Annotated in this window: 35 protein-coding genes; 10 read left to right on the top strand and 25 right to left on the bottom strand. The window is 68.6% G+C overall.

Annotated features, from left to right (window positions below; translation table 11 throughout):
* Nucleotides 1-11: 11 nt before the first annotated feature.
* From EES43_RS24835 to EES43_RS24780, 13 genes are all read right to left on the bottom strand, one after another.
* A complete protein-coding gene (locus EES43_RS24835) occupies nucleotides 12-488 on the bottom strand; it encodes a hypothetical protein (protein ID WP_124270788.1) in 477 nt (158 codons plus the stop codon).
* 9 nt (nucleotides 489-497) lie between these two features.
* On the bottom strand, nucleotides 498-692 hold the full coding sequence (locus EES43_RS24830) for a hypothetical protein (protein ID WP_124270787.1): 195 nt from the start codon (nucleotides 690-692) through the stop codon (nucleotides 498-500).
* Nucleotides 693-701: 9 nt separating this feature from the next.
* Nucleotides 702-1,133, bottom strand: coding sequence for a hypothetical protein (locus EES43_RS31770; protein ID WP_124270786.1), 432 nt, complete (start codon nucleotides 1,131-1,133; stop codon nucleotides 702-704).
* Nucleotides 1,130-1,576 (bottom strand): GIY-YIG nuclease family protein, encoded by a 447-nt coding sequence (locus EES43_RS24820; protein WP_124270785.1) that lies wholly within the window; start codon nucleotides 1,574-1,576, stop codon nucleotides 1,130-1,132. The genes EES43_RS31770 and EES43_RS24820 overlap by 4 nt, the downstream gene beginning before the upstream one ends.
* Before the next feature lie 593 nt (nucleotides 1,577-2,169).
* Nucleotides 2,170-4,173 (bottom strand): plasmid transfer protein TraB, encoded by a 2,004-nt coding sequence (gene traB, locus EES43_RS24815; protein ID WP_124270784.1) that lies wholly within the window; start codon nucleotides 4,171-4,173, stop codon nucleotides 2,170-2,172.
* 34 nt (nucleotides 4,174-4,207) lie between these two features.
* Nucleotides 4,208-4,435: a hypothetical protein gene (locus EES43_RS24810; RefSeq protein WP_124270783.1), complete on the bottom strand. Its 228-nt coding sequence runs from the start codon at nucleotides 4,433-4,435 to the stop codon at nucleotides 4,208-4,210.
* A 42-nt stretch (nucleotides 4,436-4,477) separates the two neighbouring features.
* Nucleotides 4,478-4,990 carry a plasmid transfer protein TraA gene (gene traA, locus EES43_RS24805; RefSeq protein ID WP_124270782.1) on the bottom strand — a complete coding sequence of 171 codons (513 nt, stop codon included), beginning with the start codon at nucleotides 4,988-4,990 and terminating at the stop codon, nucleotides 4,478-4,480.
* The gene (locus tag EES43_RS24800; RefSeq protein WP_124270781.1) at nucleotides 4,987-6,339 is read right to left on the bottom strand and encodes a DUF2637 domain-containing protein; all 1,353 of its coding nucleotides are present in this window, start codon (nucleotides 6,337-6,339) and stop codon (nucleotides 4,987-4,989) included. The genes traA and EES43_RS24800 overlap by 4 nt, the downstream gene beginning before the upstream one ends.
* 33 nt (nucleotides 6,340-6,372) lie before the next feature.
* Entirely contained in the window at nucleotides 6,373-6,543 is a 171-nt protein-coding gene (locus EES43_RS30790) for a hypothetical protein (protein WP_164493254.1), read from the bottom strand.
* A 96-nt stretch (nucleotides 6,544-6,639) separates the two neighbouring features.
* Nucleotides 6,640-6,900 carry a hypothetical protein gene (locus tag EES43_RS24795; protein WP_124270780.1) on the bottom strand — a complete coding sequence of 87 codons (261 nt, stop codon included), beginning with the start codon at nucleotides 6,898-6,900 and terminating at the stop codon, nucleotides 6,640-6,642.
* 86 nt (nucleotides 6,901-6,986) lie between these two features.
* Nucleotides 6,987-7,286 carry a hypothetical protein gene (locus tag EES43_RS24790; RefSeq protein WP_124270779.1) on the bottom strand — a complete coding sequence of 100 codons (300 nt, stop codon included), beginning with the start codon at nucleotides 7,284-7,286 and terminating at the stop codon, nucleotides 6,987-6,989.
* A 43-nt stretch (nucleotides 7,287-7,329) separates the two neighbouring features.
* The gene (locus tag EES43_RS24785; protein WP_124270778.1) at nucleotides 7,330-7,569 is read right to left on the bottom strand and encodes a hypothetical protein; all 240 of its coding nucleotides are present in this window, start codon (nucleotides 7,567-7,569) and stop codon (nucleotides 7,330-7,332) included.
* A 363-nt stretch (nucleotides 7,570-7,932) separates the two neighbouring features.
* Entirely contained in the window at nucleotides 7,933-8,202 is a 270-nt protein-coding gene (locus EES43_RS24780) for a hypothetical protein (protein WP_124270777.1), read from the bottom strand.
* Nucleotides 8,203-8,427: 225 nt separating this feature from the next.
* Between EES43_RS24780 and EES43_RS24775 the strand changes: the two genes are divergently transcribed.
* The 3 genes from EES43_RS24775 to EES43_RS24765 all read left to right on the top strand — a co-directional run bounded on the left by EES43_RS24775 (nucleotide 8,428) and on the right by EES43_RS24765 (nucleotide 9,863).
* Nucleotides 8,428-8,667, top strand: coding sequence for a hypothetical protein (locus EES43_RS24775; RefSeq protein WP_124270776.1), 240 nt, complete (start codon nucleotides 8,428-8,430; stop codon nucleotides 8,665-8,667).
* Nucleotides 8,668-8,781: 114 nt separating this feature from the next.
* On the top strand, nucleotides 8,782-9,459 hold the full coding sequence (locus EES43_RS24770) for an NUDIX domain-containing protein (protein ID WP_124272142.1): 678 nt from the start codon (nucleotides 8,782-8,784) through the stop codon (nucleotides 9,457-9,459).
* Entirely contained in the window at nucleotides 9,456-9,863 is a 408-nt protein-coding gene (locus EES43_RS24765) for an NUDIX hydrolase (RefSeq protein WP_124270775.1), read from the top strand. Before EES43_RS24770 ends, EES43_RS24765 begins: the two co-directional genes overlap by 4 nt.
* Before the next feature lie 62 nt (nucleotides 9,864-9,925).
* Here the strand turns inward: EES43_RS24765 and EES43_RS24760 are convergent, their stop codons facing one another.
* The gene (locus EES43_RS24760; protein WP_124270774.1) at nucleotides 9,926-10,327 is read right to left on the bottom strand and encodes a helix-turn-helix domain-containing protein; all 402 of its coding nucleotides are present in this window, start codon (nucleotides 10,325-10,327) and stop codon (nucleotides 9,926-9,928) included.
* 196 nt (nucleotides 10,328-10,523) lie between these two features.
* On the opposite strand from EES43_RS24760, the gene EES43_RS24755 reads away from it, so the two are divergent.
* From EES43_RS24755 to EES43_RS24725, 7 genes are all read left to right on the top strand, one after another.
* Nucleotides 10,524-10,898, top strand: coding sequence for a DUF6907 domain-containing protein (locus EES43_RS24755; protein WP_124270773.1), 375 nt, complete (start codon nucleotides 10,524-10,526; stop codon nucleotides 10,896-10,898).
* Complete coding sequence (locus EES43_RS24750) at nucleotides 10,898-11,665, top strand: BRO-N domain-containing protein (protein ID WP_124270772.1); 768 nt, start codon at nucleotides 10,898-10,900, stop codon at nucleotides 11,663-11,665. Before EES43_RS24755 ends, EES43_RS24750 begins: the two co-directional genes overlap by 1 nt.
* Before the next feature lie 130 nt (nucleotides 11,666-11,795).
* Nucleotides 11,796-12,941, top strand: coding sequence for a hypothetical protein (locus tag EES43_RS24745; RefSeq protein ID WP_124270771.1), 1,146 nt, complete (start codon nucleotides 11,796-11,798; stop codon nucleotides 12,939-12,941).
* A gap of 125 nt (nucleotides 12,942-13,066) precedes the next feature.
* On the top strand, nucleotides 13,067-13,402 hold the full coding sequence (locus tag EES43_RS24740; protein ID WP_124270770.1) for a hypothetical protein: 336 nt from the start codon (nucleotides 13,067-13,069) through the stop codon (nucleotides 13,400-13,402).
* A 55-nt stretch (nucleotides 13,403-13,457) separates the two neighbouring features.
* Nucleotides 13,458-13,877 (top strand): helix-turn-helix domain-containing protein, encoded by a 420-nt coding sequence (locus tag EES43_RS24735; protein ID WP_124270769.1) that lies wholly within the window; start codon nucleotides 13,458-13,460, stop codon nucleotides 13,875-13,877.
* 324 nt (nucleotides 13,878-14,201) lie between these two features.
* On the top strand, nucleotides 14,202-14,660 hold the full coding sequence (locus tag EES43_RS24730; protein WP_124270768.1) for a Panacea domain-containing protein: 459 nt from the start codon (nucleotides 14,202-14,204) through the stop codon (nucleotides 14,658-14,660).
* An 80-nt stretch (nucleotides 14,661-14,740) separates the two neighbouring features.
* Nucleotides 14,741-15,121: a hypothetical protein gene (locus EES43_RS24725; protein ID WP_124270767.1), complete on the top strand. Its 381-nt coding sequence runs from the start codon at nucleotides 14,741-14,743 to the stop codon at nucleotides 15,119-15,121.
* A gap of 43 nt (nucleotides 15,122-15,164) precedes the next feature.
* On the opposite strand, the gene EES43_RS24720 is transcribed toward EES43_RS24725, so the two are convergent.
* The 11 genes from EES43_RS24720 to EES43_RS24670 form a co-directional block, all read right to left on the bottom strand.
* Nucleotides 15,165-15,416, bottom strand: coding sequence for a hypothetical protein (locus EES43_RS24720; RefSeq protein WP_124270766.1), 252 nt, complete (start codon nucleotides 15,414-15,416; stop codon nucleotides 15,165-15,167).
* Nucleotides 15,417-15,702: 286 nt separating this feature from the next.
* Entirely contained in the window at nucleotides 15,703-15,990 is a 288-nt protein-coding gene (locus EES43_RS24715; protein WP_124270765.1) for a hypothetical protein, read from the bottom strand.
* Nucleotides 15,987-17,135 carry a hypothetical protein gene (locus tag EES43_RS24710; RefSeq protein ID WP_124270764.1) on the bottom strand — a complete coding sequence of 383 codons (1,149 nt, stop codon included), beginning with the start codon at nucleotides 17,133-17,135 and terminating at the stop codon, nucleotides 15,987-15,989. Before EES43_RS24710 ends, EES43_RS24715 begins: the two co-directional genes overlap by 4 nt.
* Before the next feature lie 80 nt (nucleotides 17,136-17,215).
* On the bottom strand, nucleotides 17,216-18,046 hold the full coding sequence (locus EES43_RS24705) for a phosphoadenosine phosphosulfate reductase (protein WP_124270763.1): 831 nt from the start codon (nucleotides 18,044-18,046) through the stop codon (nucleotides 17,216-17,218).
* Nucleotides 18,047-18,158: 112 nt separating this feature from the next.
* Nucleotides 18,159-18,518: a hypothetical protein gene (locus tag EES43_RS24700; protein WP_124270762.1), complete on the bottom strand. Its 360-nt coding sequence runs from the start codon at nucleotides 18,516-18,518 to the stop codon at nucleotides 18,159-18,161.
* A 250-nt stretch (nucleotides 18,519-18,768) separates the two neighbouring features.
* Nucleotides 18,769-19,089 (bottom strand): hypothetical protein, encoded by a 321-nt coding sequence (locus EES43_RS24695; protein ID WP_124270761.1) that lies wholly within the window; start codon nucleotides 19,087-19,089, stop codon nucleotides 18,769-18,771.
* Nucleotides 19,086-19,406, bottom strand: coding sequence for a zinc finger domain-containing protein (locus EES43_RS24690; protein WP_124270760.1), 321 nt, complete (start codon nucleotides 19,404-19,406; stop codon nucleotides 19,086-19,088). Before EES43_RS24690 ends, EES43_RS24695 begins: the two co-directional genes overlap by 4 nt.
* A gap of 15 nt (nucleotides 19,407-19,421) precedes the next feature.
* Complete coding sequence (locus tag EES43_RS24685) at nucleotides 19,422-19,703, bottom strand: hypothetical protein (RefSeq protein WP_124270759.1); 282 nt, start codon at nucleotides 19,701-19,703, stop codon at nucleotides 19,422-19,424.
* The gene (locus EES43_RS24680) at nucleotides 19,700-20,383 is read right to left on the bottom strand and encodes a zinc finger domain-containing protein (protein ID WP_124270758.1); all 684 of its coding nucleotides are present in this window, start codon (nucleotides 20,381-20,383) and stop codon (nucleotides 19,700-19,702) included. Before EES43_RS24680 ends, EES43_RS24685 begins: the two co-directional genes overlap by 4 nt.
* Nucleotides 20,380-21,330, bottom strand: coding sequence for a mucin-2 (locus tag EES43_RS24675; RefSeq protein WP_124270757.1), 951 nt, complete (start codon nucleotides 21,328-21,330; stop codon nucleotides 20,380-20,382). Before EES43_RS24675 ends, EES43_RS24680 begins: the two co-directional genes overlap by 4 nt.
* Nucleotides 21,331-21,423: 93 nt before the next feature.
* Complete coding sequence (locus tag EES43_RS24670; RefSeq protein ID WP_124270756.1) at nucleotides 21,424-23,127, bottom strand: DNA cytosine methyltransferase; 1,704 nt, start codon at nucleotides 23,125-23,127, stop codon at nucleotides 21,424-21,426.
* Between the last annotated feature and the right edge of the window lie 64 nt (nucleotides 23,128-23,191).

The following is a 23,191-nucleotide window of genomic DNA, read 5'->3' as shown; positions in this document are numbered from 1 at the left end:
GGTGGGGCGGTCTAGAGATTGTTAGAGGTGCGGGCCCAAACCCCGCGGGCGTCGGCGTTGATGGTCCGCTCGTCGTGGGTGACGGGCCCGTGGTAGTGCTGAACGACGGGCTGGGCGTCCCGGTTGGCGTCCTTGACCTTCGCAACCAGACGGGCCACGGCGAGGGCTACGGCAGTCGGCGATCCGAGGATGATGCCGAGGGTCAGCGGGTCGACCTGGCCGACGAGCCACACCGCAACCCCGACCGGGAGGGACGCGACGCTGAGGCCTTTGAGAACTCCGCTGCTGTCGATGGCCCACTGCGACATCGGGGGCGGGCCCGGCTGCGGCACGGGCGGGGTGAGGCCGACCGCGGGGAGCGGGGTGTCGTCTCGGTACGAGGTGGCCTCCTCGACCTGGATCTCGTTGATGGCGGCCATGAGTTGGTCGGCGTTGCGGCGGATGGCGGGGTCGGGCTGCCCGGCGACGGGCTGCTCGGGCAGCTGCACGGTGAACTCCTAGTGGTTGTCGACGGCCCAGCGGCCGTTCACGGGGCGGATGGTGAAGCCGGGGCCAATGACCCGGTTCGACGCGGGAACGATCACGCCGATGCCTAGGTCGCCGATGGCGTTGAGCAGCTCGGCAACCTGGGCGGCGTGCTCGGCAGCCCGTGTCTCACGGCGGCGAAGCTCGGCAGGGGTTCCGGTGAACACGAGGGCCTCCTAGTTGATGCGGAAGGTGTCGGGGCGCCGGGTTTCATGGAGCACCCCGGCGTCGATGAGGTCGGTGACGTGGGCTGCAATCCAGGTGCGGGAGCGGCCGATCCGGGGTGCGGCTTCGGTGAGATCGGCAGTGGTGATGCGGTCACGGCCGGCCGCGGCATGCTCGGCGAGGAGGCCGTGGATGACGGCGGAGGCGCGTTCGGGGGTGGAGTGGGAGGGCCGGTTCTCGGCGAGGTCGTCGCGAAGGAACGCGAGAAGGCGGCCCTGCTGCCTGGCGGTGATGTTGTTGGTGGAGGTGAACGCCCAGTGGGGTGGGTAGCGGATTTCGAGGCGTGCAACGGTGGGTTCGGGGTCGTTGTCGACGGTGGTCCAGGTGCGGAGTGCGGCGGCTAGAACTTTCGCTCGACCTCCGTCCGCTTCGGGTCTTTTCACGAGTTTGTCCTTTCTGGGGTGAAGGAGTAGATGCCAGCTTCTTCTGTCCGGCAGATAACTCCCTCGTCGGCCAGTCGGGAGAGCTCGGCGCTCACCCACGGGCGGCTTCGGCGCAGGGTGTGCTGATGTTTCCCCCAGAGGTGACGTGGGCTGACGCAGTCCTGCCCCTCTGCTTGGGCTTGGTCAATGAGGCGCAGGAGCGCTTGTCGCGCATCGTTCATCTGTGGTCGGGGAGAATTTTTGGCCTTGAGGTCAGGTTCCTCGTTGGTGGCCGCACTTGAAGCAATCGCCTGAACACTCACCGCCGGCCGGGCCAGCCGATCCCCGATGTATCGCAGAAGGTCGGCAGTGATCTCGAACCACTCGGTTCCCTTGACCCGAGACGCAGCGAACTTGACGTGCAGCGCCCTTTCCAGGAGCCTTCCTCCGCTCAGGAGGAGCACGACTGCCGTGTCGCTCAGGGCAAGGGCGCGAAGGCGTGCGGTGAGTGACTGGATAGCCGATCTTCACGCGACTTCCGTTGAGGAGGAAGTAGACGACGGCTTCGTGCCGCCCGCGTATGAAGCCTTCGTTGAATGTCGCGGGCGGTGCGTTCAGCACCCGTCCGGTCTCCATATTGAGGTCAAGGCCAGCGACGGGGCTTGCCACGCTCCCCAACGCGCGTCCGAGCACAGCCGGGACTGCGTCGAGGGCGACTCGAAGGCGGTGCGGTTCGCACAGAGGCACCGGGTAGCCGATCGAGGGTGCCTCGCGGCATGGCTTCTCGCCTGCGGTGGCCGCGCACTGCGGTGCGAAGGAGGACGAGCCGAGAGGCTGACCCATTTGAGAACTTCCTTACCTTTTATGCAGATTGACAGAGCCAAGGTGCCAGAAGGTGCCAACTTCGCGCGCGCACGCGCATGACCTAAGAGATCGACCCTCGCGAGGGCGCTAACACCCCGGATTCACACCTCCATCGACAAATGATCATGGAATTCAGGTGTGAATCCGGTGTTACCGCAGGTCAGAAGGGGTGTTAGCTTCTGACACCTAGGTGTCAGACCGCCGCCAGCTCCGGGTAGAGCAGCCGGTAGACGCCCGGCTGCTCGGTCTCCTGGAGGTGAACTCCAGCGTCTGATAGGTCTCCCAGCTGCATTGACACCCAGGATCGGGACCTTCCGATGCGCTCCCCCTTGCCGAACGGGCCGAAGTCCCGCGGCCCGATGAACTCCTTCTCCTCGGTCCGGAACTCGTCGAGCATGGCCATCAGCGCCTCCATGCCAGCCTGCGGCGTGTTCTCTACAGACGGCGCCGGTGCCTGCCCGAACGACCATGTCTCGGTCGGGGCGGGAATCTCCTGTTCGGCGTCGACGTCGGGTACGGACCCGTCGTCGTCGGGGTCGTCGCCGACCATGGCGTCGATCTCCCGGTCGACCTGCTTTTCCAGCAGCGCCTTCTCGGCCTGTTCGTTCTCGTTGTTCGACATGACGGTTGTCTCCTGTCGGGTGCTGTCACTGCTGGTCAGGGGCGTGTCAGCGTCGTATCGGGTGCGGTTGGCGTAGGCGTCACCGGCTGCGGCGGCGGTGACGGGGTCGATGGGGGTGCGGGGCAGGATGGAAAGGGCCCCGGTGATCTGGTCGTCGTCGATGAGGTAGGTGCGCAGGGGGGTGGCGTAGCGCTCCTCGTCGACGCCGGGGGCGACGAGGTAGGCGTAGCCGGGCTTGCGGTTCTCCCATGCCTCAGGGCGGGCCCCGGCGTCGCGGACGTCGTCAGGGAGGGCCATGTCGGCGGTGGTGGAGCCCTTCACGCCGAAGCACAGGACGCCGCCGAGCTGCTCGCGGACGTCGGTGGGCATGCTGGTGGCGGAGGGGCGTTGGAGGCTGATGATGACGCTGATCCCGGCGGATCGGGCCTCCATGACCAGACCTTCCATTTCGGTGCCGTTGCGGAAGAATTTCGCGGCTTCCTCGATCCACACGATCATGTAAGGCATGCCGAGCTGGTCGAACGCGTCCGGGGTCCAGTTCTTGTAGCCGTGTTGGCCAAGGTGGTTGGCGCGGGCGGTGATGACCTGGGACAGGGCGTCGATCATCTCGTTGCCGCCGGCTTCGGTCATCTCGACCCAGTCGAGGTGGGGCAGGAACGGGGCGAAGGTCTGCTGCCCCTTGGAGGGGTCGACGGCCCAAACAATGGCGTCGGGCTTGGTCAGCACTTCGGCCATGGCGACGCTGATGCCGGTGGACTTCGCGGAGCCGTTCATGCCCGCGGCCAGAAAGTGGGTGGCGTTCCTCTTGGTGTGCGAGTCGAAGGGGAACCACAGGACGGCCACTTCGCCGTCCTCGTAGATCCCGATGGCGATCGGGTCAGTGATGCTGCCGCCCGGGTTGGACGGGCCAGGCCAGATGGTGCTGGTCTTCAGTTCGTCCTTGGGTACAACGACGAGGGTGGCGCGGGCTGCGTCGTCGGGGTCGGGGATGACGCGGATGCTGTTCGGGGAGACGCCGAGCTCGCCGGCGATGTGCTTGATGCGGTTGCCGAGGTCGTCGGAGGTGACCTGCCCGGCGGCCAGTTGCAGGGGCACGGTGACCTTGTTGGGTTCGATTTTCGGCTTGCCGCGGAGGGCGACCTTGGCGTCGCCGATGGCCTTGACGAGGATCCCGGTCTCGGCGCTGCCGCCGGACTTCTGGGGGTCGACGTTGACGCGCAGCGCCTGGCGGATGTTCCACGACCCTGCGGCCACGGCGCCGCCGATGACGAGGGTTGAGGCCAGGGCGGGGTCGAACGGGCCGACGGCGGTTCCGACGACGAGGTAGGAGGTGCCGAGGCCGGTGGACAGGGTGGCGTGGATCCGGCGTCCGGGCCGGGTCCCCTCCCCCGCCCACCAGGTTGCGGCGGTCAGTACTCCGGCTGCGACGGTGAGGCCGATTGCTGCGGGTACGGAGTCGCCCCAGTAGTGGTGGGCGGCGAAGGTGGCGGGGACCTCGGCGGCGACTGTCAGCCAGGGCCTCATGCGGGGGTGCGTGGTGGCCTTCCACAGGTTGGCCTTGGGGCTGTCAGCCACGGGGGTGTTCTCCTAATTTCTTCGAGTTGGGCGATCAGCCGTGGCTGGTCTGTCGGGTCAAGTGCTTGTCGGTGGTCCGCTGGATGAGGTCGGTGAGGTCGAAGTCGATGACGAGGTGGATCGGGGTGGCGCGCTCGGCTTCCTTACGCTCGTGGAAGCTGCCGGGCTCCAGGGCGAGCGCCTGCGCTTCGAGCTGCTTCGTCGCCGCGTCGAGGAGGTTGAGGGCTTCGGCGATGGTTGTTGCGGTCCAGGTCTGCTTCATGGGTGTGGCCTTTCAGCGGGTGATGGGGTGTACGGGTGGGGTTTAGCGCCAGCCGAACTTGCTGGTGCGCGGGGGCTGGTTGCGGCCCTTGCCGACCTTTCGCAGGTCGGACTCGTACTCGCGCTCGAACGTGCCGTACACCATCGCGGAGTACTTCTGGATTGCTTTCTCCGCAGCGGCGACCTTCTTCAGCCACCGGGACACACGGCGGGCCCGGGCCCGGGAGCCGTGGAGGCTGCCGCCGGCGTCGGGGATGGTGCGGAGGACGGCTTCGAGGTGGTCGGCGTCCATGGCCCGCTCGGTGGCCCGGTTCCGGGACTCCTTGCGGAGGTACTCGCAGAACGCACGGATGTCCTCGTTGGACATGAAGTCGGAGCCGGGGACCTTCCCGCCGGTTTTGCCGGCAGCTCCTGCGCCAGCCCCCGTACCGCCCTGCATGACGGTCTTGTTCACGGAAAATCCGAGCGACGGGTTGAAGCCTCCGCCGGTGCGCGTCTTGCTGTTGTGGACGGCACCGTTCGTGGGTGCGGTGCGGGGACGGGGCGGGGTGTTCATCGGTTCTCCTCATCGTTGATGCGGACAGTCATGGACCGGCGTGCGGTGTCGGCCGCAAGACGCTTCGCGGCCGGATGGAACGGGGTGCTGTCGCCACGCTTCCGGCGGGGGGGAATGGGCTTCGGGCGGGGCTTCGTGGAGGCAGGGGGGAGATGGGCGGCACGCTGCGCATTCGTGGTCTTGCTGAGGGTGCTGACGGGCTTCTTGAGACGGGCGGCTTCGACCCTCATCTCGGCCGCGTTGCGCATGCGGATCGTGTCGGCTGACTCGCCCGGGTCGGTGCCCTCAACGTTGCGCTTAGCCTGCCGCCAGATCGCCGGGGTGATGGCCGTCTCGCCGAGGTCCGCGGCGAGCTTCAGGGCGTGCTCGTGGACCTGGGGGAACATCTGCTTGCGGTCGGCGTCCAGCTTGCTGGCGGTTTTGCGTGCGGCGTTCTCCAGATGGGCCTGCCGCTCGGCTTCGTGCAGCTTCGCCGTGACCTGCTCGGCAGCCGCTCGCTTCGCGGCCTTCTTCGCCGCGCGACGCTCCCGCCGGGTGAGCACCCCGTCACGCCGCCGGATCCGCCCGTGCTCGTGAAGGTCCCACACACCGGGGCCGGCGAGCGATGCGAAAGCGGTGCCGATCGCGGTGGCCGGGTCGAAGGCGTCCAACCCGTGCTTGAGGTTGATCCCGGCGGCGATGGCCGCGAACAGCCAGGCGACGGTGCGGTAGTGCCAGTGCGGCCGGTTCGCCGCGACAGCTGCGGCGGCGCCCTTGGTGACGACGAGCGCGGCGCCTTCGAGCATGAGCGGGGCGATCACCAGCCACCAGGCGTTCGGGTCCCAGAACGCAGCGATCTGAACCGGCAGGGCAACGACCGCGCACACGGCGTAGAACATGACCGCGTAGAACCGCCAGGTGCTGGCCGCCTTAGCAATCTCGGCTTCGGCGGTGGCCTCGTTCTGCTGCTGCTCGCAGTGGGCGCGCTCGTCGTCCTGCTGGCCGCGCTCGGCTGCTGCCCTCTTCCGCTCGGACTCGGCGATGCGGGCATCCCGGGCAGCCTGCTCTTCGATGGCGCGGGCTTCGGCTTTGTCGTTGGCCAGCTTGAGCTTCCGGGCCTCCTCGGCGGCCTTGATGCGTACCGCTTCGGCTTCGGCTTGGGCCTTGAGGCGGCGCTCTTCCGCCTCGGCGTGCGCCCTGGCCCTTACCGCTTCGGCTTCGGCTTCGGCGATCAGGTCCGACTTCGGCCCGGCAGGTTCGGCCGGCTCGGTGAGGGCGGGCCATTCGGTGGCTTTGGTGATGGCCTGCCACTCCCCCAGGACGGGCAGAGTGCGGGGGCGGCCGTTCACCTGGGGCGGGCTGGTCGTCACGGTGCGGTCCCTTCTGGATCAGCGAGTGGTTGGTCAGCGGCCGGTGAGGGGCTTGCCGGACTCCAGGTACGCCTTCGCGCGCTGCATCTCCTCGCGGGTGAGGGATTCGGCGACGGCCCGCTCGGTGCCGGTCTGGGTGCCGGTGACGATCGCGGCGGCAACGGCCTGCTGGGCGCACTGCTTGTCCGTCTTGCGTCCGAACACGGGGGTCCTCCATGGGTATGGGCTCGGGCTGTTCCGGGCCTCTCCACCGCCACCAGCCACCGAGGTCCGGGGCTGGGGCGACAGGGCGGGCCGGGGTCAGCAGGTGCGGAGCACGAGACGGGCGACCTGCGCCTCGGGGACGCGCAGGGCGTAGCCGTCGGACAGGCCGATCTCGACCCAGTCGCCGCGGTGGCGGTAGTCCTGGACCCTGAGGGGCATGTTCGTGCCGGAGTACGTGGTGAGGGTGCCGTGCGGGGCGGGCTCGCCCTTGGTGTAGCGGGTGCCGTCGATGGTGACGAGCTCGACGAACACCTCCTGCGGCTCGGCGGCGGTGGCGGTCTCGGTCTGCGTGGTCATGGCGGGTCCTTTCGGAGTGGGGCGGGGTCCGGTCTGTCGGCTCGGCCGAACCTCGCAGGGATGGTGCTCCGGGACGGCTGCGCGGGTCAGGCCGCGGCCGGGGTGTTCAGCCCGCGAATCTCATCCATCAACCGCGGCGAACCCGGGGCGGCCTGATCCAGGTCAATCGCGGCAAGCACCACAGCCGTCATCTGGTCGTGGTCACCGACCGACCACGCCGCCCGGAACTCCGACAACAGGGACACTGCGAGGCGGTCAGCAGCCAGCTGCTCGGCCTGAGCAACGGTGATCTGCGACCGGCGGCGGGCAGCCAGCGAGGAAACGGTCGCCGTGTCCGCATCAGACAAGACAGCGAGGTCAGCAGCGTTCATCAGGTACGGAGACATGGAGGTGCCCTTCGAGTGGTGAAGTGGGGTGTTGGGGTGGGGGTTACTTCAGGTCGTTGGCGATGCTGCGGAGCAGGTGGAACGCCATGTCGAGGCCGTCAACCGTGTCGTCCTCGTCGTCACCACCGGCGTGGGCGTAAGCAACCCGGTACGCCTGGGTCACCGCCTCCAGCGCCTGGGCGACTGCGGCCGACACGTCGGCTTCACTCTGCGGGCGATCGAGGAGCAGAGTCCCCTCGGCGGCCAGCAGCACGTGCACGTCAGGAATGTCGAGACTGGGCATGACTGTCCTTCCAGGGTGGGTGAGGGTGGAGAGCCGCACCCCGGCCGACCGGGGGAGTTCGCCGACAGGGGCGCGGAAGTCAGTGGGCGGTACGCGCCTTCGCGGCGGCTTCCCGCTTCGCCTTCGCAGCCTCGGCAGCCACCGCAGCCCGATTGATGCGGTCCAAGCGGAGACGAGTGTCACGGTCAGCGGAACACAAGTCAGCAGACCCGAACACAGCCAGTCACCACTGCCGCTGCGCGATGAACCGGCGGCGAGCAGCCGGATCCGAGGGCGGGGTCGGGGACTCCTGGGAAACCCGGGCCAGGCGGCGGTGCGACGCCTTCACGTGAGCCTTGCGGTCCGCCGCAGACATCGGGGCGATCACCGGATGCTCCCGGCGATCACACGCTGGAGGCCGAGCTGCTGGCGGTCGCGGCGACGAATGGACTCGCCGTAAGCCGCAGCGCGGGCGTCGCTCTCCTCGGTGAGAGTGCGGCACCGGGCGCAGTCCTGGTCGTGCCGAGCACGGGCGAGGTCGGTGTACGAGACTGTCTCGCGGCGGACATACGAGCCAGCCTCGTGGGCGGCGATGTCGGCCGGGGATAGGTCGCTGAGCGCGGGGCGCTCGACGGTAGAGTTCTGCACAGCCATCGGGGTCTCCTTCATAGACCTTGGCGGTGAGGGTCGGATGCTGCGCGATGTAGGAGTCGCTGGCATCCGGCCCGTTTTCGTTGTCGCACCGTTCGCGGGCATGCCCGGTAGGAGTGAACGGCGCTTCAAGCGGTGCTTGGAGTGCTGAGTTAGACAGTAGACCTGCACCCGGCCCGCGTCAAGCAACTGCTTGAAGTGGCCCGGATCGGCCCCTACTCTCATTCCATGACCGACACCCTGGAAGCCCGCGCGACGTCGCTGATCGCGGCCATCAAAGAGATCAGCGACGACGTCGAGCGGTACCAGGCGGTCAAGAACCTCGAAGCGCAACTCGACGCCAATCTCAAGGACGTCAAAGCCGAGATCGCCCGGAACCTCCACGAAGGACGCTCCTGGCAACAGGTCGGCGACCTGCTTGGCGTGACCGGCTCCAGAGCGGAGCAAATCTCGCGGGCTTCCAGGTGAACGGCTGATCTCCATGCCTTCAAGTCAACCGGCGGCCGGCTTACCGGGCGATGAGCTTCCAGTGCGGTGGCAGTGCACCGGATCGGCCCGCAGTGCAGTAGCAGTGCAGCAGTGATGCAGAACCCGCAACGCCACGACCCGGGGAGCCGGATAGTGAACGTCACCACGTGGACCGGCCGCACCGCCTGCGCGTTGCAGGCCGCACTCCGCATGACGAACGAGAGCTTCGCCGCGAAGCTCGGGGTTGCGGTTCGCACGGTCGCCGGCTGGCACAAAAACCCGGAGATCGTGCCGCGCACCGAGATGCAGCAGGCCCTCGACACCACCTACGAGAGGGCTACCGAGCACGTGAGACGCCGCTTCACCCTTCTGTCCCGCCCGCCCGAGGAGCCCGCCCAGGCTGAGGCGCAGGTGCTCCGGGTCGCTATCGCCGTGGTGCTGCGCGGGGCCGAGGTGCTCCTCGTGTGCCGCCGCGGCGATGACGCGCTCAGTTGGCAGTTCCCGGCCGGGATGTGCAAGCCGGGCGCCGCCGTGGCGTCGGTGGCGGTGCAGGAGACCCACGCGGAGACCGGGGTCCACGTTGCGGTCCGCGAGGAGCTCGGCACCCGGGTTCACCCGAAAACCGGGGTGCTGGCCAGCTACGTCCTCTGCGACTATCTCGCCGGCGAGGCCAGCAACCTGGACGCGGTCGAGAACATGGACGTCGCTTGGGTGCCCCTCGCCGCCCTGACCCGTTTCATCCCTGCCGAGAACATCTACCCGCCGATCTTGAGTGCCTTGGAGGCAGCGTGACCGAGCAGAGTGTCCAGCCCCCCGTCTCCACGGCGATCATCGTCGACAGAGGGAAGGTGCTGATGATCCGGCGGCAGCAGCGGGAGGGGAAGCTGCTGTGGGCGTTCCCCGGCGGCGGCATCGAGGCCGGCGAGTCCCCGGAGCAGGCCGCGGTGCGGGAGACCGCGGAGGAGGTCGGCCTGGAGGTCAAGGCCGTCCGAGTCCTCGGTGACCGGGTCCACCCGCAGACAGGGGTGCCAATGACGTATGTGGCGTGCGAGCTGATCTCCGGAGACGCCATCGTCGGGGACGCCGAAGAGATCGCCGCAGTGGAATGGATCAGGCACGAGGAGATCGCGAAGTACGTGCCGTGGGGGCTGTTTGGGCCCGTGCAGGAGTACCTGGATGAGGCGCTCCGCCGCTAGACCAGGACAATCGAAAGGCCCCGCCACTGGCGGGGCCTTCTTGCGCCCAGGATGCGGAGGACTCAGAGGATTCCGCGTTGCTTAAGATCCTCAACCATCCTCCGCGCGACCTCGCGGATTTCTGCGGCGGTTACAGTGTCGACCGTGGCGACCATGGCGCTGGTGACTGCCTGCGCAAGCTCCTCTTCGGAGAGGGTGACCGAGGAGGCCCCGACCGCTTCCGGCATCTCCTCTATCGGGCTGGGGGCGCCCCCTTCGAGGAGAGCTTGGACGGATCCTGGGGCCCACCCCAGCACCGACTCGATCTTCACTAGGTTGAGGCTCCGCAGCCTTCCGCCGCGCTCCAAATTTTGAAGCGTGGCTCGCGACACTCCAGCCACCTCGGCCAACTGGGTCTGCGTCATGCCTTGGCGGATCCGGGCCTCCCTTACGGCCCTCCCTAGCGCCTCGTAGTCCTCACTCATAGGCACATCATGCACAGGTAGAGCCGTGGGCGCCACCCCCGACGCACACCGAATGCCTAACTAGGCTTGCCTTCGGCTCAGAATGGGCTTAGCTTGAGACGAGAACGGCCGAGGCGCTCAAACGCCTCGGCCGGTTCGCACAGCGAGTTGCACCTCGCTGATCGGAGACCCTTCCCTGCGAAGAGAGGAAGTCCACGTGACTACTCTACTGCCCGGATCCGTAGATGCGCCTGAGGGTGACACCCACGCCGCGCACCCCACCCTCTGCCCGGCCTGGTGCCGCGAAAGCCACCAGGCGGCGGCATGCGCCACCATGCGCATGACCGTCCACCTCTCGGCAGAGCACAGCGTGGCAAACCCCGATCCGCTCGACGGCGATGTGGCTGACGCTCTCATCAAGGCTCAGCTCCTCAAGATCGACCGCACGCCGGACGATGACACGCTCGTCATGTACCTGAGCGGCGAGACCGACGCCGAGGTCGACAAGAATGGCGCCGACATCCTCATCGCACAGATGCAGGCGTTCGTCGACACCCTGCGCGTGCTTCGCCGGCAGATGGACGCCATCTGATGAGCGCAGTGCAGTTGTTCAACGTCTCGGGGTCGGACATCCGTTTCGGTGTCACCGAGCACGGCACCCCCTACGCCGTGGCATCGGACTACGCGAAGGCCATGGGGTACGGGCAGGCGAGCGACGCAACGCGCCTCCTGGGTGATGACGAAAAGGGTCAGCAAATCGTGCTGACCCCCGGCGGTCCGCAGCGCTTGAACGTCATCTACGAGGACGGCATGTGGGAGCTGATCTTCCGCAGCACCCTCCCTGGCGCGAAAGAGATCAAGAAGCGCGTCAAGGCAATCCTGCGCGAGATCCGGGAGACCGGGCGGTTCGAGGCGGAGCCGGTGCGGGAGGTCACTACGGCGGCTGGGCCCCTTCCGTACCGGGAGCAGGCCGAGGTGCTCGCGATCCTGCGGCACGTCCTGCCGGAGTCCTACGCGGCGGCGACCGGCAAGGTCATCATGGCGCGGGCGATGGGCGAGCGGCCCGAGCTCGACTCCGCGGAGACGCCTCTGTACGCGTCGACGTTCCTCGCGGAGAAGGGGCACAAGCCGGCGACCGTGGCGAAGTTCCAGTCGGGGTTCGGGGTCCGGGTTTCAAACCGGTACCTGAAGGTGCATGGGAAGCGCCCGGAGAAGATCCCGGGGCCTGCCGGTTCGCGGATCGACAAGGTCGTCGCATACGTCGAGGACGACCGCCCGCTGCTGGAGCAGGTGTACGCGGAGATCGCCGACGAGATCGGCATGTTCGAGTCGGGCGGCCAGGTCGCCCTTAGCGCCTGACCCCTGCGGTTCCTTACGGCCGGGCAGCACCAGCTGCCCGGCCGTTTCCAGATCGGCGGGCGGGTCCCGCGTTCCCTCAGGAGTGCTGTGTTTGTGCTGCTCGGCGTTGGTCGGTGCGGTGGAGGTTGTGATGAGTAGCGAGTTGCGCCGTGAGTTGCGTGAGGCGTTGGGGCCGGAGATCAAGGGTTTGCAGCGGGCGGTGGCGTTGGAGATCGCGGATGACGCCCGGTATGACGACGAGTGGCGGTTCGACGCGGCCCGGGGCAGGCGCAGCAAGGTGCGCTTGGCGGACTTGGTGCGGTGGACGGGTGCGAAGGATGAGCTGAGCGTCCGGGAGATGCTGCGTCGGCTTGCGGTGGCGGGCTGGGAGTTCCGGTTGCCGATCGGTACGGGCCGGGATGGCCGTCCGTTGTATGCGGTGCCGGGTGTGGCGATGCAGTTCCGGGTGCCGGATTTCGAAGCCCCAACCAGCGTTGGACCTTGTGAGCCGGAAGGGCCAACCACGGTTGGGCCTTTGACGCCTGAAGGCCCAACCGTGGTTGCGGAAGGCCCAACCACAGTGGGCGAAGGCCCAACCGTGGTGGGTGAAGGGCCAACCACCGTTGGGCCCCCTTCTCCTGTTCTTCTCCTTGCTTCTCCTCAAGACTCTCCCTCCTCCTCCGGCCCGCTGCCGTCTGCAGGTGATGAGCCGGCTGGGCAGGGAGGAGGCGGTGGCGATTTCCTTCATCAAGACGAAGACCGAGGTACCGCCACTGGTACGCCGGAACTGCACCCGCAGGCCGAGCCCTTCGTGTCCGCGCTGGACTTCCGTGGTCGCCCGCCGGGGTCGAAGCAGCGCGGACGGTTGGTCGGCCTTGTCGCTGCCGCCCTGGACGCCGGTTGGGTCGAGCAGGACTTGAAGACGTACCTCGACCTCGGTGGTGCCGCGGTGAACTCTGCTGCGGCAGTGTACGTGCACCGGCTGGCTGCGGATGAGCTGCCGGACCCGGTGGCGTTCCGTGAGGCTGCGAGACGGCCCCTGGAGGGCACGGATGCGGTCGTGGATGGGTGGATGCAGCTTGCCGGGCGTTCGGGCCCGCACAGGCCGTACCAGGACTCGTGGGGGCGCCTGGAGGAGGAAGGCCGGAACGGGTCGCGGCCTCAAGGGTGGGAGACGGTACCGCACTGCGGGGACCCGGACTGCGGCGAGGTGACCCGCCGGCGGGATGCGACCGGCCATGACGGGTTGCCGACGACCACCCTGTGCCAGCGGTGCCATCCGGCGATGCGTTTCTGAGCTGGGGTTTCTGATGGGTTCTCACTCTTCTGCGCGACACCCCTTGCGCTTCCTAAAACAGGAAGCTAATGTTGTCGTCATGAGGTCAGGGGAACAGCCCCAGACTCCACCGGAAGGACCCGGCCATGAACGTCACCACCAGCTACGGCACCTGGAACAACCACGGCGACAGCGGCAACCTGTCCGTCGAGGCCAGCATCGTGGACGCCATCAACGGCGGCCCCAGCGACTGGCAGGAGCGCATGGAGAGCAGCGGCGCCCTCGACCTCATCGCCTCCGACTACCGCGACGCCATCGAAGACGCCCTCCCCGCCGGCATCTCCATCGCGGGCAACGAGTTCATCGGCCTGCACCACACCGACCCCGACTACACCGACGAGATCGGCGACTTCGACATCCGCGAAGCGATCCAGGACGTCGACCTGTGGACGATCATCCAGAAGCACGACGTCGACAACTGACGGCCACCCCAGCCCCGGCGGATACCGCCGGGGCTTACGGCCTGGAGGCCCCAGCATGACTGAGCACACCGACCCTCCCGGGATGTCCGACGATGAGCGGATGACGGACGCCGAGTTCCGTGTGGTCCGGGACTGGCTCGGCCTGACCGGGGACTGGCTCGCCGCCCACCTCGGGGTGTCCCCCCGCACGGTGCGGCACTGGGAGCAGGGCAAGTACGCCGTCCCTGACGGGGTGCGTTTGGAGATGGAGAGCCTGGAGGCCCGTACCGGTGAGTTCGTGGCTGGCGCCGTCAGCAAGCTTCTTGACCTCCCAGGGCCTGGGGTGTTCACGTACCGGACGGATGCCGAGTACCACGCAGCGCACCCCGAGGTTCCGTTCCCGGCTTCCTGGCACCGGGCGGTTGTTGCCCGGATTGCGCAGGAGGTGCCGGGGCTCGCCATCGCCTACCCGCCGCAGGAGGGTGAGGCGTCGTGACCCTGTGCCCTCGTGGTCCCCGAAGGCGCACGTGCGCCGTGACCTCCACCGATTGATGGGGGTCGCGGCGTGTTCGGGCCCGTTCGTCACGCGGTTCCGTGGGGCTGGACGATTGGGCCTCTGGGTGGACTCCTCCCACCAGTTATTCGAACGTGCGATCGACACGTCATGGGTTGTCCAGACCTTCACCCTGCCTCTTACCGGTGCCAGCTCCAGTCGCTACGGTGGGCTGTCTGGGGGATGTGCCGTCCTGCCCGTAGACCCGCCGAGTCGCACCCGGAGAGGACTCATCTACGGTGAGGAACAGGCACCAGAGGGGACACCATGACAGCGAGCGTTCAGGACGTGGCCGCGTACATACTGCGCAAGGACAGTCCGATGTCCGCGATGAAGTTGCAGAAGCTCTGCTATTTCGCCTACGGGTACCACCTGGCCTGGGAGGACCGGCAGCTGTTCCCGGAGCGTTTCGAGGCGTGGGCGAACGGGCCGGTGGTGTACGAGTTGTACGCCGAGCACCGCGGCCAGTTCCGACTTGAGAGCGGCGATATTCACGGCGACCCGTCGAAGCTGGATGTGGGCGAGCGTGAGTCGATCGACGCCGTGCTGGAGAGTTTCAAGGCGTTTTCTGCCCATGAGCTGTCCGCGATGACGCATCGGCCCGGCCCTTGGCTGGATGCCCGGCGGCGGGCGGGCCTGGAGGACGACCTCCAGCGCAGCAACGAAGAGCTGCGGGATGAGGAGATCGCCGACTTCTTCGGTGCGTTGGCGGGCCGCGAAGACTGATGGGCAAAGGGGGGAAGGGGAAGAAGGTCAGCGTCCCGCCCGGGTCTATCTCGGACGAGAAGCGCACTGGGGATCCGGCCTTGCTCCTGCCGAGCAGCAGGACGTCTGAGGAGCGGGTGTGCTGGCGGTTCAGCCATTTGGACTTGGATGGCCCGTGGGGGCTCGTGTCGCTGGATCATGAGCGTTTGATGGCGTTGCTTCAGGATATGGCGAAGTTCGAGAGCCAGACGATGCACGAGCTGTTCCATCAGGGCGAATGGCCTGGGAAGCGTCACGATGTTCATACTTTGCCGAATAGGGTCGCGCTGGCCCGGCTTGACGCGTTGGGTTTATCCGACATGACGCAGATCTGGAAGTTGCGGATCGGGAGCGCTGGCCGGCTCTGGGGTTTTTTGGTCGGGAACGTCTTTCATGTGGTGTGGTGGGATGCTCGGCATGAAATCTGGCCCACGAAACGTTGAGATTGGCTGCGCCCCCCCCTTCCGGCGGGGGCCGCTGGTGTTGTTATAGCTGGGCGAGGATGCGGTCGGCCATTGCGAGGTAGTCGGCGCGGTGGCGTTTTCGGCTGGTGACCTTGTCCCATGCTGTGATCATTTGCAGGATGGGCCAGGTGTCGTCGAGGGTCGCCGGACTGTGACTGATGATCATCCCGGCGAGACCCAGGAAAGCGGCCTCGGTCCGTTCGTCTGCGCTGACGCGGGCGTCCCAGGCGCAGAGCGCGTACCCAACCAGTTCACGAGGCGGCAATGTCATCATTTCGACAGTGTTCCCCATGAATGTCGCACTAACGTCGCACCCGCCTCGGTACGCTCGCCCGGATCTGATCCGGGCGGGCGTACCGGGCTTTCATGCCTGGCGTGCGGCCTGACGGTCGCGGTGGGCTGCCGCACGTGCCTGGTGGACCCGGTTTTCCGTGAGCCGGCTGCCGCGGCTGTCGAGGCAGGGGGCACCGGGGACGCAGCGGCAGTGGGGGCAGGTGACGGTGAGGGCCGGGTTGTGGATGGTGGGTTCGCGTCGCATCGGGTTCTCCTCGTTGGTCGGGTCAGGTGGTGTGCTGCGTGGGGGGCTGCTGGTCGGTGGTGAGCCGGGCGACCTCGGTGGCGAGCCGGTCACGGTCGGCGGCCAGCTGTTCGATGGCGGGGACGAGTCGGGGCCAGTCGTCGCCGTGCGCACCTGGTGCTCCGGCGGACTCCAGGGCGTCGCGGGCCTCCTCCAGCAGCACGACCCGCTCGTCGCGGCCCGCTTCGAGGAGGTCAAGCCGCGCGTGCAGGGCGTCGAGGTGGTCGCTGGTGAGGTGATCGAGCGGGACACGCTCGGGCTGGGCGGTCACCGGGCCCCCTCGGTGGTGAGCGGCCCGAAGTGGGCTTCGACGTCGCGGCGGAGCATGGGGCCCATGTCTCCGGAGCAAGGCATCAGGACCGTGTCGCCGTCGTGGGTCTCGCTGGTGATGGCCCAGATGTCGCCGTCGCGGTCGGCCAGTTCGGGCCAGCCGGTGGGACGTCCGGTGTTGGTGGCCTCGCACAGTTCGATGACGAGGTCGTCGGGGAGCCAGGTGAACCCGGACGCCTCACAGATCGCCCGGCGGATGCGGTCCCGGGTGGCGGCCCGGTCGGAGGCGAGTTCCGTCGCACCCACCCAGGTGGTCTCCTCGGGCGCGGCAGGGACAGCGGGGGCCTCGGTGACGGTGGTCGTCGTCTCGATCAGCCGGTGCTCGAAGTCGGGCCACCGGTCTTGGGCTTCGGCCAGGCGCTGGTCGGCCTTCTCACGGGACCGCCAGGACCAGTTCGCGCCGATGCCGGGGGTGTTCGGTCGCCAGGTGGACTCTTCGGGGTGGCGGTGCTCCAGCCGGTACGAGCGGGTCGTGGTGGGGTGGTGTGCCCCGGCGGCAGCCTCACCGGCCAGACGGCGGAGCGAGGTCACGGCGGCCTGGTCCTCGTCGGTGAACCCGTCACGCGACCAGATGTGCTCCTGCGCCTCGTCGAGCGCGTAGGTGAGCATCGTCCGCTCGGCCTCGGTGAGCACGGCGGCCCGGTCGGCAGGCGCGGGCGGGGCGGCGGGCGGCTGGTGGGTCGAGCAGTGGTGCTTGCACCCGTAGCAGGGGCAGCGGCACAGGTTCGGCGACGCTTCATAGCCGGGGCAGGAGGCGTAGTCGTCGGCCAGATCGGTAGCACACTCGGCCCTGCAGAACGCGTGCTCGCCCTCGGCGTGGGCCTGCTCCCGCTCGTGGTTCGCGCACGGCTCGTCACCGCAGGAGTCCGGCACCGGGCCGCACGTCGTGGTGCCGAGGAGCTGCCGGGCCACCGCCAGGGCGGCCCCCGTCGGGCACTCCGGGACGCACCGGCAGCTGATGGCGTCCACCGCCACAGCCTCCAGCAGCGGGGCCAGGGCGGTGTGCAGCGGGTCGCCGGTCTCCCGGGCGCGGACGGCGGCGGCGCGCAGCTGGTCGGCGGGGCGGTCAGGGGTGGTGTCAGGCATCAGAGGCTCCTCGGTGGTCGGTACGGTGGTGGGGCGCCCGCCCCGGGTAACAGCCGGGGCGGGCGTCTGCTGGTTGGCGCTCACGTCATGCAGTAGCCGGAGTCACAGGCCCCGTCCCCGTCGTTGTCGAGGGGCAGGAGGTCGACCCCGTCTGGGATCGCCTGCCGCAGTGGCCGGCCGAGTGCGGTGAGATAGGCGGGGTCCTTGCCGAGGCGGGTCCGCCGATCGACGAGCTGGTCCTCCAGGCGGCACGCGTGGTCGAACAGGTCGGGCTGGGTGCGCCGGAGTTCGTGCCACTCGGAGGGGCGCTTCATGGGGCAGAACCAGCAGGCTGACTTCGGCGGAACGGGGAGTCCGGCGGTGCGGATGATGCGCTGGCAGTCCGTGCGGCGCAGGCCGAGGTCGAGCAGCGGGTAGACGACCTGCTCGTGAGGGATGCGGGTGCGGTTGTTCGCCCGGTGGATCTCGTCGAGGCTGATCCCGATCCCGACGATGGCCGGGTTCTCGGCGGTGGCGCCGCGGCGGGCGAGCTCGCCCGCGATGACCTTGATCTTGTGGCGGTCGGTGCACTGGCGGGTGCCGGGTCCGCCGCCATTCATGTGGACCGGGATGGGGATCGACTTGGAGTCGGGACGTTCGAGGTCGGCCAGCAGGGTGCGGGTCTCACCGCGGCGTGGGCCGGAGCGGCCGACGCGGTGTAGCTCGACGAGCTCCAGCCCGTGCCGTTCGGCGTAGGGGCGGGCGTGCTCCTCGATGTACCGGAGGGTTTCGGGCTGCTCGCTGTCGTCGCCGACGTTGGCGAAGAGGAATGTCTTCGCGGTGATGCGGCCGGTGGCGGCGAGGACGAGGAGGGCAGTGGACTGCTGACCACCACCGAAACTGATGTAGTCGACTGGGCGGGCCTGCTGCATCAGTAGCTCCCGGCGGGTGTGGGTGTGGTGTCGGGCATCAGGGGCTCCAGGTGATCGGTACGGTTGGTGGGCCGGCTGCCCCCGGTTGCGTCGGGGGCAGCCGGTACTGCGTTCACGGGGTGTCGAGGGCGAGTTGCCCGGCAGCCTCAACAGCGGCACGCCGGGTGGCTGCTGCGGTCTCGCGGTGGTGGTCGCGGTCGTAGTGCAGGTGGCAGCCCTGGCACATGGCCCGGAGGTTCGCGGGGTCGCAGTTCTCCGGGGTGTGGTCGAGGTGAGCGACGGTGAGGATCACGCGGCTGCCGGTCCCGTAGGCGAGGCCGCCGTGCTGGTTGGGGCAGCGGCCGGCGTGGGTGCCGCGCCCGCACTCCCCGGCGCACTCGCAGCGGCGGTCAGCGCGGCCGAAGCGGATGCTGGCGGAGATGTCCGGCCAGTCCTTCGGGTATCGGGCCCGGTTCTCGGGGCGGATCGGCATCACAAGCTCCAAAGGGTTACTTGCACGAATGTGAGCTCCAGGGCGGTTTGCCCGGGAATCTGTTCGCCTGCGGTCGCCGCGGCCCGCTGGGCGTCTCCCTGGCGTTCTCCGCCCCGCTGGGACTCCCGGGCGCCGGGAGCCTGTTCGGCCGCGAGAGGCCCCGTTCTGGCCCGCGACGAGGCCGCTGAGCCCTCGCGCCCGCGCTCCGCCCGACGACCGGTCCCCCTCACGTCGCGGTTCAACGTGCGCATCACGCCGCCCGCTTCTGCCGGTCGCGGGACCGCCACCGTTCGACGGTCCGCTTGTCGACGCCGACGATCCGGGCCACCTCCGCAGCCGGTACTTGGCGTTCGGTCAGTCCGCGTGCGACGAGCACTCGTTCGAGGCGGGTGAGCCCTTCGGCCGGCCGCTGCTCGGTGACGATGAGCTCGACGTCCATCTCGTCGGCGGTGCCCCACTGGGTGAAGTGCGGGTTGCCGTACCGGCTGACCCGGGCCCGGTGGCCGTGGCAGAGGCGCCTCTGGGGTCGGGCGTCCCGTGTGCAGCCGTCAACGCTGCACCGCCGACTCATGCCGCACTCCGGTCGGCCTCGGCGTGCCGGGCGGGGTGGACAGCCCCGCCGTCGAGGGCCCGCCCACCGGCGTGGCACGGAACGGTCGGGGTGACCTGGCACGCAGGGCAGCAGGCGACCATCTGGGCCCGTGCATCGATCCGCTGCTGGTGGACCTGGGCGAGCGGCACTCCGCGGGACGGGATCCGGCACGGCTTGTGGGCGGCAACCCCGCAGTGGAGGCACGGGAGGGCGCGGGCGGGGTGCTGGCCGGCGCGCATGAAGTGGCGGATGCTGTCGGGCATCGGGGCGGTCTGCCCGTAGCGGGTGGTGGTCATCGGGTGTCCTTTCGGCTAGCAGTTGCCGCAGTGGCAGGGGTCGTTGTCGTGGCCTTGGCCGGTCCGGTAGCGGTCGAGTTCTCGCTGCCAGTCGGCCGCGGTGTGCCGGATGGGCCTCGGGTCCGGGGGCCTTGATCCGGCCGGCCAGTGGCCGGGGCGGTGACCGGGTGGTTTCGGTGGCGGCGCGGGCGGGGTGGTCTTTTGGATGCGCCCGGCGCGGAGTTGGCCGCGGAGGAAGCCGCTGAGGTCGCCCTCCTTCCGCATCGCGGCGATGTCGGAGGCGTCGAAGTCCGTCACGACGCCTCCTCGCCCGGCGCCTCGTTGGCAGCAAGCCGCTCAAGGTGGGCCAGGGATGCCGCGCGGCGCTGCTCGATCAGCTGCGGGGACTCCAGCTCCGCCGGGCCACCCAGGGCGACGCGGGACCTCGCGGCGTGCGGGGTGCGGAGCTCGCGAGGCGGCCGGTTCCCTGGGACGCTCGCCCGGCATGGCCGCCCCATCGGGGCCTGGCAGGACGGGCATTCGACGCCAAGGGGTCCCGGCCGCCGCACTTCGGCGATCTCCTCGTCGGCGTCCTCGGCCGGGATGCGGCCGAAGCTGCCGGCGACTCCGGCGATGAGCTCTGCGACGGGGCGCCGCTTCATCTGCTCGCCATCGGCGGCCCGGGTCCTCTGGGTGCGGAGGGCGGCAAGGTAGGCCGGGATGTCGTCGGGGTCCGCGTCCGGGACTTCGGCGGGAAGGCCGGGCCCCTGGAAGCTGTCAGCCTTGGCGTCTCGCTGCTTGCGGATCTCGGCGATGATCTCGGCCGGACTGACGAACGGCTGCTGCTTGGCGACGGCTGCCGCGGCGGTTCGGGCTGTTGCGAGGGGCCAGTCACCAAGGACGTCGTGCCAGGCGTCGGGGGTGTACTCATCGAACTTCTGCTGGGGGCACAGGGCCCGCACATAGCGGGCAAGAATCACAGTCTCGTCGGGGGTCACTGGTCCTCCTGCATACGGGACTTGGCGCGGAGCATCGCGCGGTCGAAGAGGTCATTGGTCTCCTGCTGCTGACGGCTGGCGAGAGGTCCGCCGCCGACTACGGCGGGCAGGTAGCTGACACCGGGTTCATCTGGTGCAGCTTCGAGAGAGCGCCACCCCTGGACCCAGGCGGAGGCTCCTGCGGGAAGGCCTTTGAGTCGGGCCGAGTTGGCGGCGAAGGCGACCATCGCGGGAACGCCGACTCGGACCATCGCTTGCCGGGTGTACTCCCAGCCGGATTCGCGGAGGTCCCAGGCGACTCCGGTGAGGCCGGCTGCGGCGATGCCGCGCTTGAGTTCGGCGAGCTGGTCGGGGAGCCCGGAGCGCTCCTCGCCTGCAGCAGCACCAGTACTTCCGTAGGAAGTACTGGGGTTAGGAACAGGAGCGGCACCGGCATGGATACCCGTGACGTTTTCGTCACGGCGTGACAGGTGCCCCTGACCTGCGGTGGAGCCTGAGAACGGGGATTTTTCTGGGACACTTTCGCTTTTTTTCGCGGACGATTCGTCGGCGAATCGATTCGTTTTCGCAGAACTTTCGTCTCCGGAAGTACGCGATTCCCGGTGCTTGGCCTGCCGGTCGCGGGCCTTCTTCCGCTCGGATTCGTGCTTGGCCCGGGAGGTGTTGCGGCCGTCCTCAAGGAAGTCGTGGACGACGTAGTCGCCCTCCTGGGGCTGGGGGCAGCGGTCGCAGGAGTGGCCGTGCTCGTGCCACAGGCCGGCCTTGACGAGCTTGTTGGCCTGGGGGGTGGTGCCGTACAGCTGGGCTACGACTCCCGGCACGATGCCCTCGGTGAGGTGCTGTGCGGCGTAGGAGCCACAGCGCAGCCAAAGACCGAGCGCCGCGTTTCCTGCCCGCATGAACTTGGGGTGGGAATGCGCCTTGTCATCGATCTTGAACCAGGGCATCGGAACTTCCTTCTGGCGGTACGGATAGGTACGGGCTGTCAGCGGTGTGGGGCCCGCGGTTGGGTCAGGTGGGGGCGGGGTCCGGGCGGGGCGTCACGCGGCGGCTGCCAGCTGGGGTTCGGCGTACCGCTCCAGCTCTTCGCCGGTGACGGCTTCGACGAGGGCGCAGAGGATGATCTCGGCGGCGTTGGGGGTGACGGCGTTGCCGTACTGGCGGACCTTGTCGCGCTTGGAGCCGAGGACGATGTAGTCGTCGGCGAAGCTCATGGCCCGCCCGATCTCGTGGGGTTCGAGCATCCGGAAGCGGACGTCGTTGATGTCGACGTCGCCGCAGACGAGTGCGTACCGGTCGCGGGTGGAGAGAGCGCCGATGGGCTCGCGGACGGTGCGGGCGGTGCCGTTGGTGTAGTAGGGGACGAGGATGTCGTTCCAGGTGACGAGCGACTGGTGGCCAGCCGTGGTGAGCGCCCTCACGGGTTCGGTGACCGGGGTGCTCAGGTATCCGGCGTCACCGCGCACCGAGTTGTTCCGCATGACCATGGCGGGCAGTTCGGGCATGACGAGCCCGTGGTGGTTTCCGGAGGCGGTCACGGTGGCGAGGGCGTCGGTGACGGACCGGGCGACGGAGCCGCCGCCGCGGAGTTCGGCGATGAACGGGAGCCAGGCGAGCCCGGTCTCGTTGCGGGTGGTCATGGTGCGCAGCGGGTCGTTGACAGAACGGACTTCCTTGCCGTCTCGGCCTTCGACGGGAACGAGGAGTGGCGGCACCATGAGCCCGTCGTTCTCCCGGGTGGTGCGGGTGCCCATGGGTTCGCCGACGCTGACGGCCGTGTCTCTCCAGGTCCCGCCGGCCGGGACCATCATCGGGACGGGCTGGGAGAACTTCTTGAGCCCGGCCTGGATCCGGGCGAGCGTCTTGTCGGCGAGGGGCTTGGCCCGGTCGCCGATGCGCTGCCCCGGGATGGACCAGTCGATCGCCGCAGCGGCGGGGAGTGCTTCGGGTTCGACCATCTGGTTGCGGCAGGTGGTGGAGGGGCAGCGGTAGACGTACTGGGTGCGGTAGCGGCCCATGTCGCGGCCGGGGGTCTTGAAGACCTGCATGGCCTGCACCCAGGTGTCGCAGCCGGAGCACCAGGCGCGGGGGCGGAGCCACTTGTCCCAGTCGGGGGTGCGGCCCAGCGACTTGTGCCAGTAGCCGACGTAGAGCCGGTCGCGGGACTGGGGTGCGGCGTGCACGGACCGCGGGTTCGCGTGCATCGAGTTCAGGGCGATGATGCGGGTGAGGTAACCCATCTTGTGGAGTTCGCCGATCCACCGGTCCCACTGGTCCCAGGCCCGGACGTCGGTGACGTTCTCGACGACCCCGGCCTTGACGAGCCCGCCACGCTCCTGTACGCCGCGGAGGTACAGCGGCACCTCCTCCATCAGGGCCCGCGACTCCTCCTCTGCGTCGCCCTGCTCCTCCTCGTTCTGGTCGGCGAGGAGGTCGAGGAGGCTCCCCTGCATGGCGGTGTCGAAGTTGCGGCGCTTCCCCTTCGCCACGGACCAGTTGGTGCACTCCGGCGAAGCCCAGAAGATGTCGGTGACGGGCCAGTCCCAGACGGGGGCGGTGCGGATGTCGCCGCGGTAGTGGCTGGCTTCGGGGAAGTTCGCTTCGTGGGAGTCGATGGCCTTCGCCCAGTGGTTCGCGGCGCGGGTGACCTGGACGCCGGGGACGGAGTGTGCGCCTTGACTGCTGCCTCCGGCTCCGCAGAACCAGTCCATGACGGTGAGTGCGTTGCCGTCGCTTCGGTACATCAGAGCCCTCCCGTGGGCTGTATCTGCCGAATCCGGGCGCACGGAACCAGGCCCTGTCGGGCCG

Origin of the sequence: Streptomyces sp. ADI96-02 (assembly GCF_003846185.1) — a bacterium.
Classification (GTDB): domain Bacteria; phylum Actinomycetota; class Actinomycetes; order Streptomycetales; family Streptomycetaceae; genus Streptomyces.
The sequence above is the reverse complement of the archived record's forward strand: the minus strand, read 5'-3'. Positions and strand labels throughout refer to the sequence as shown.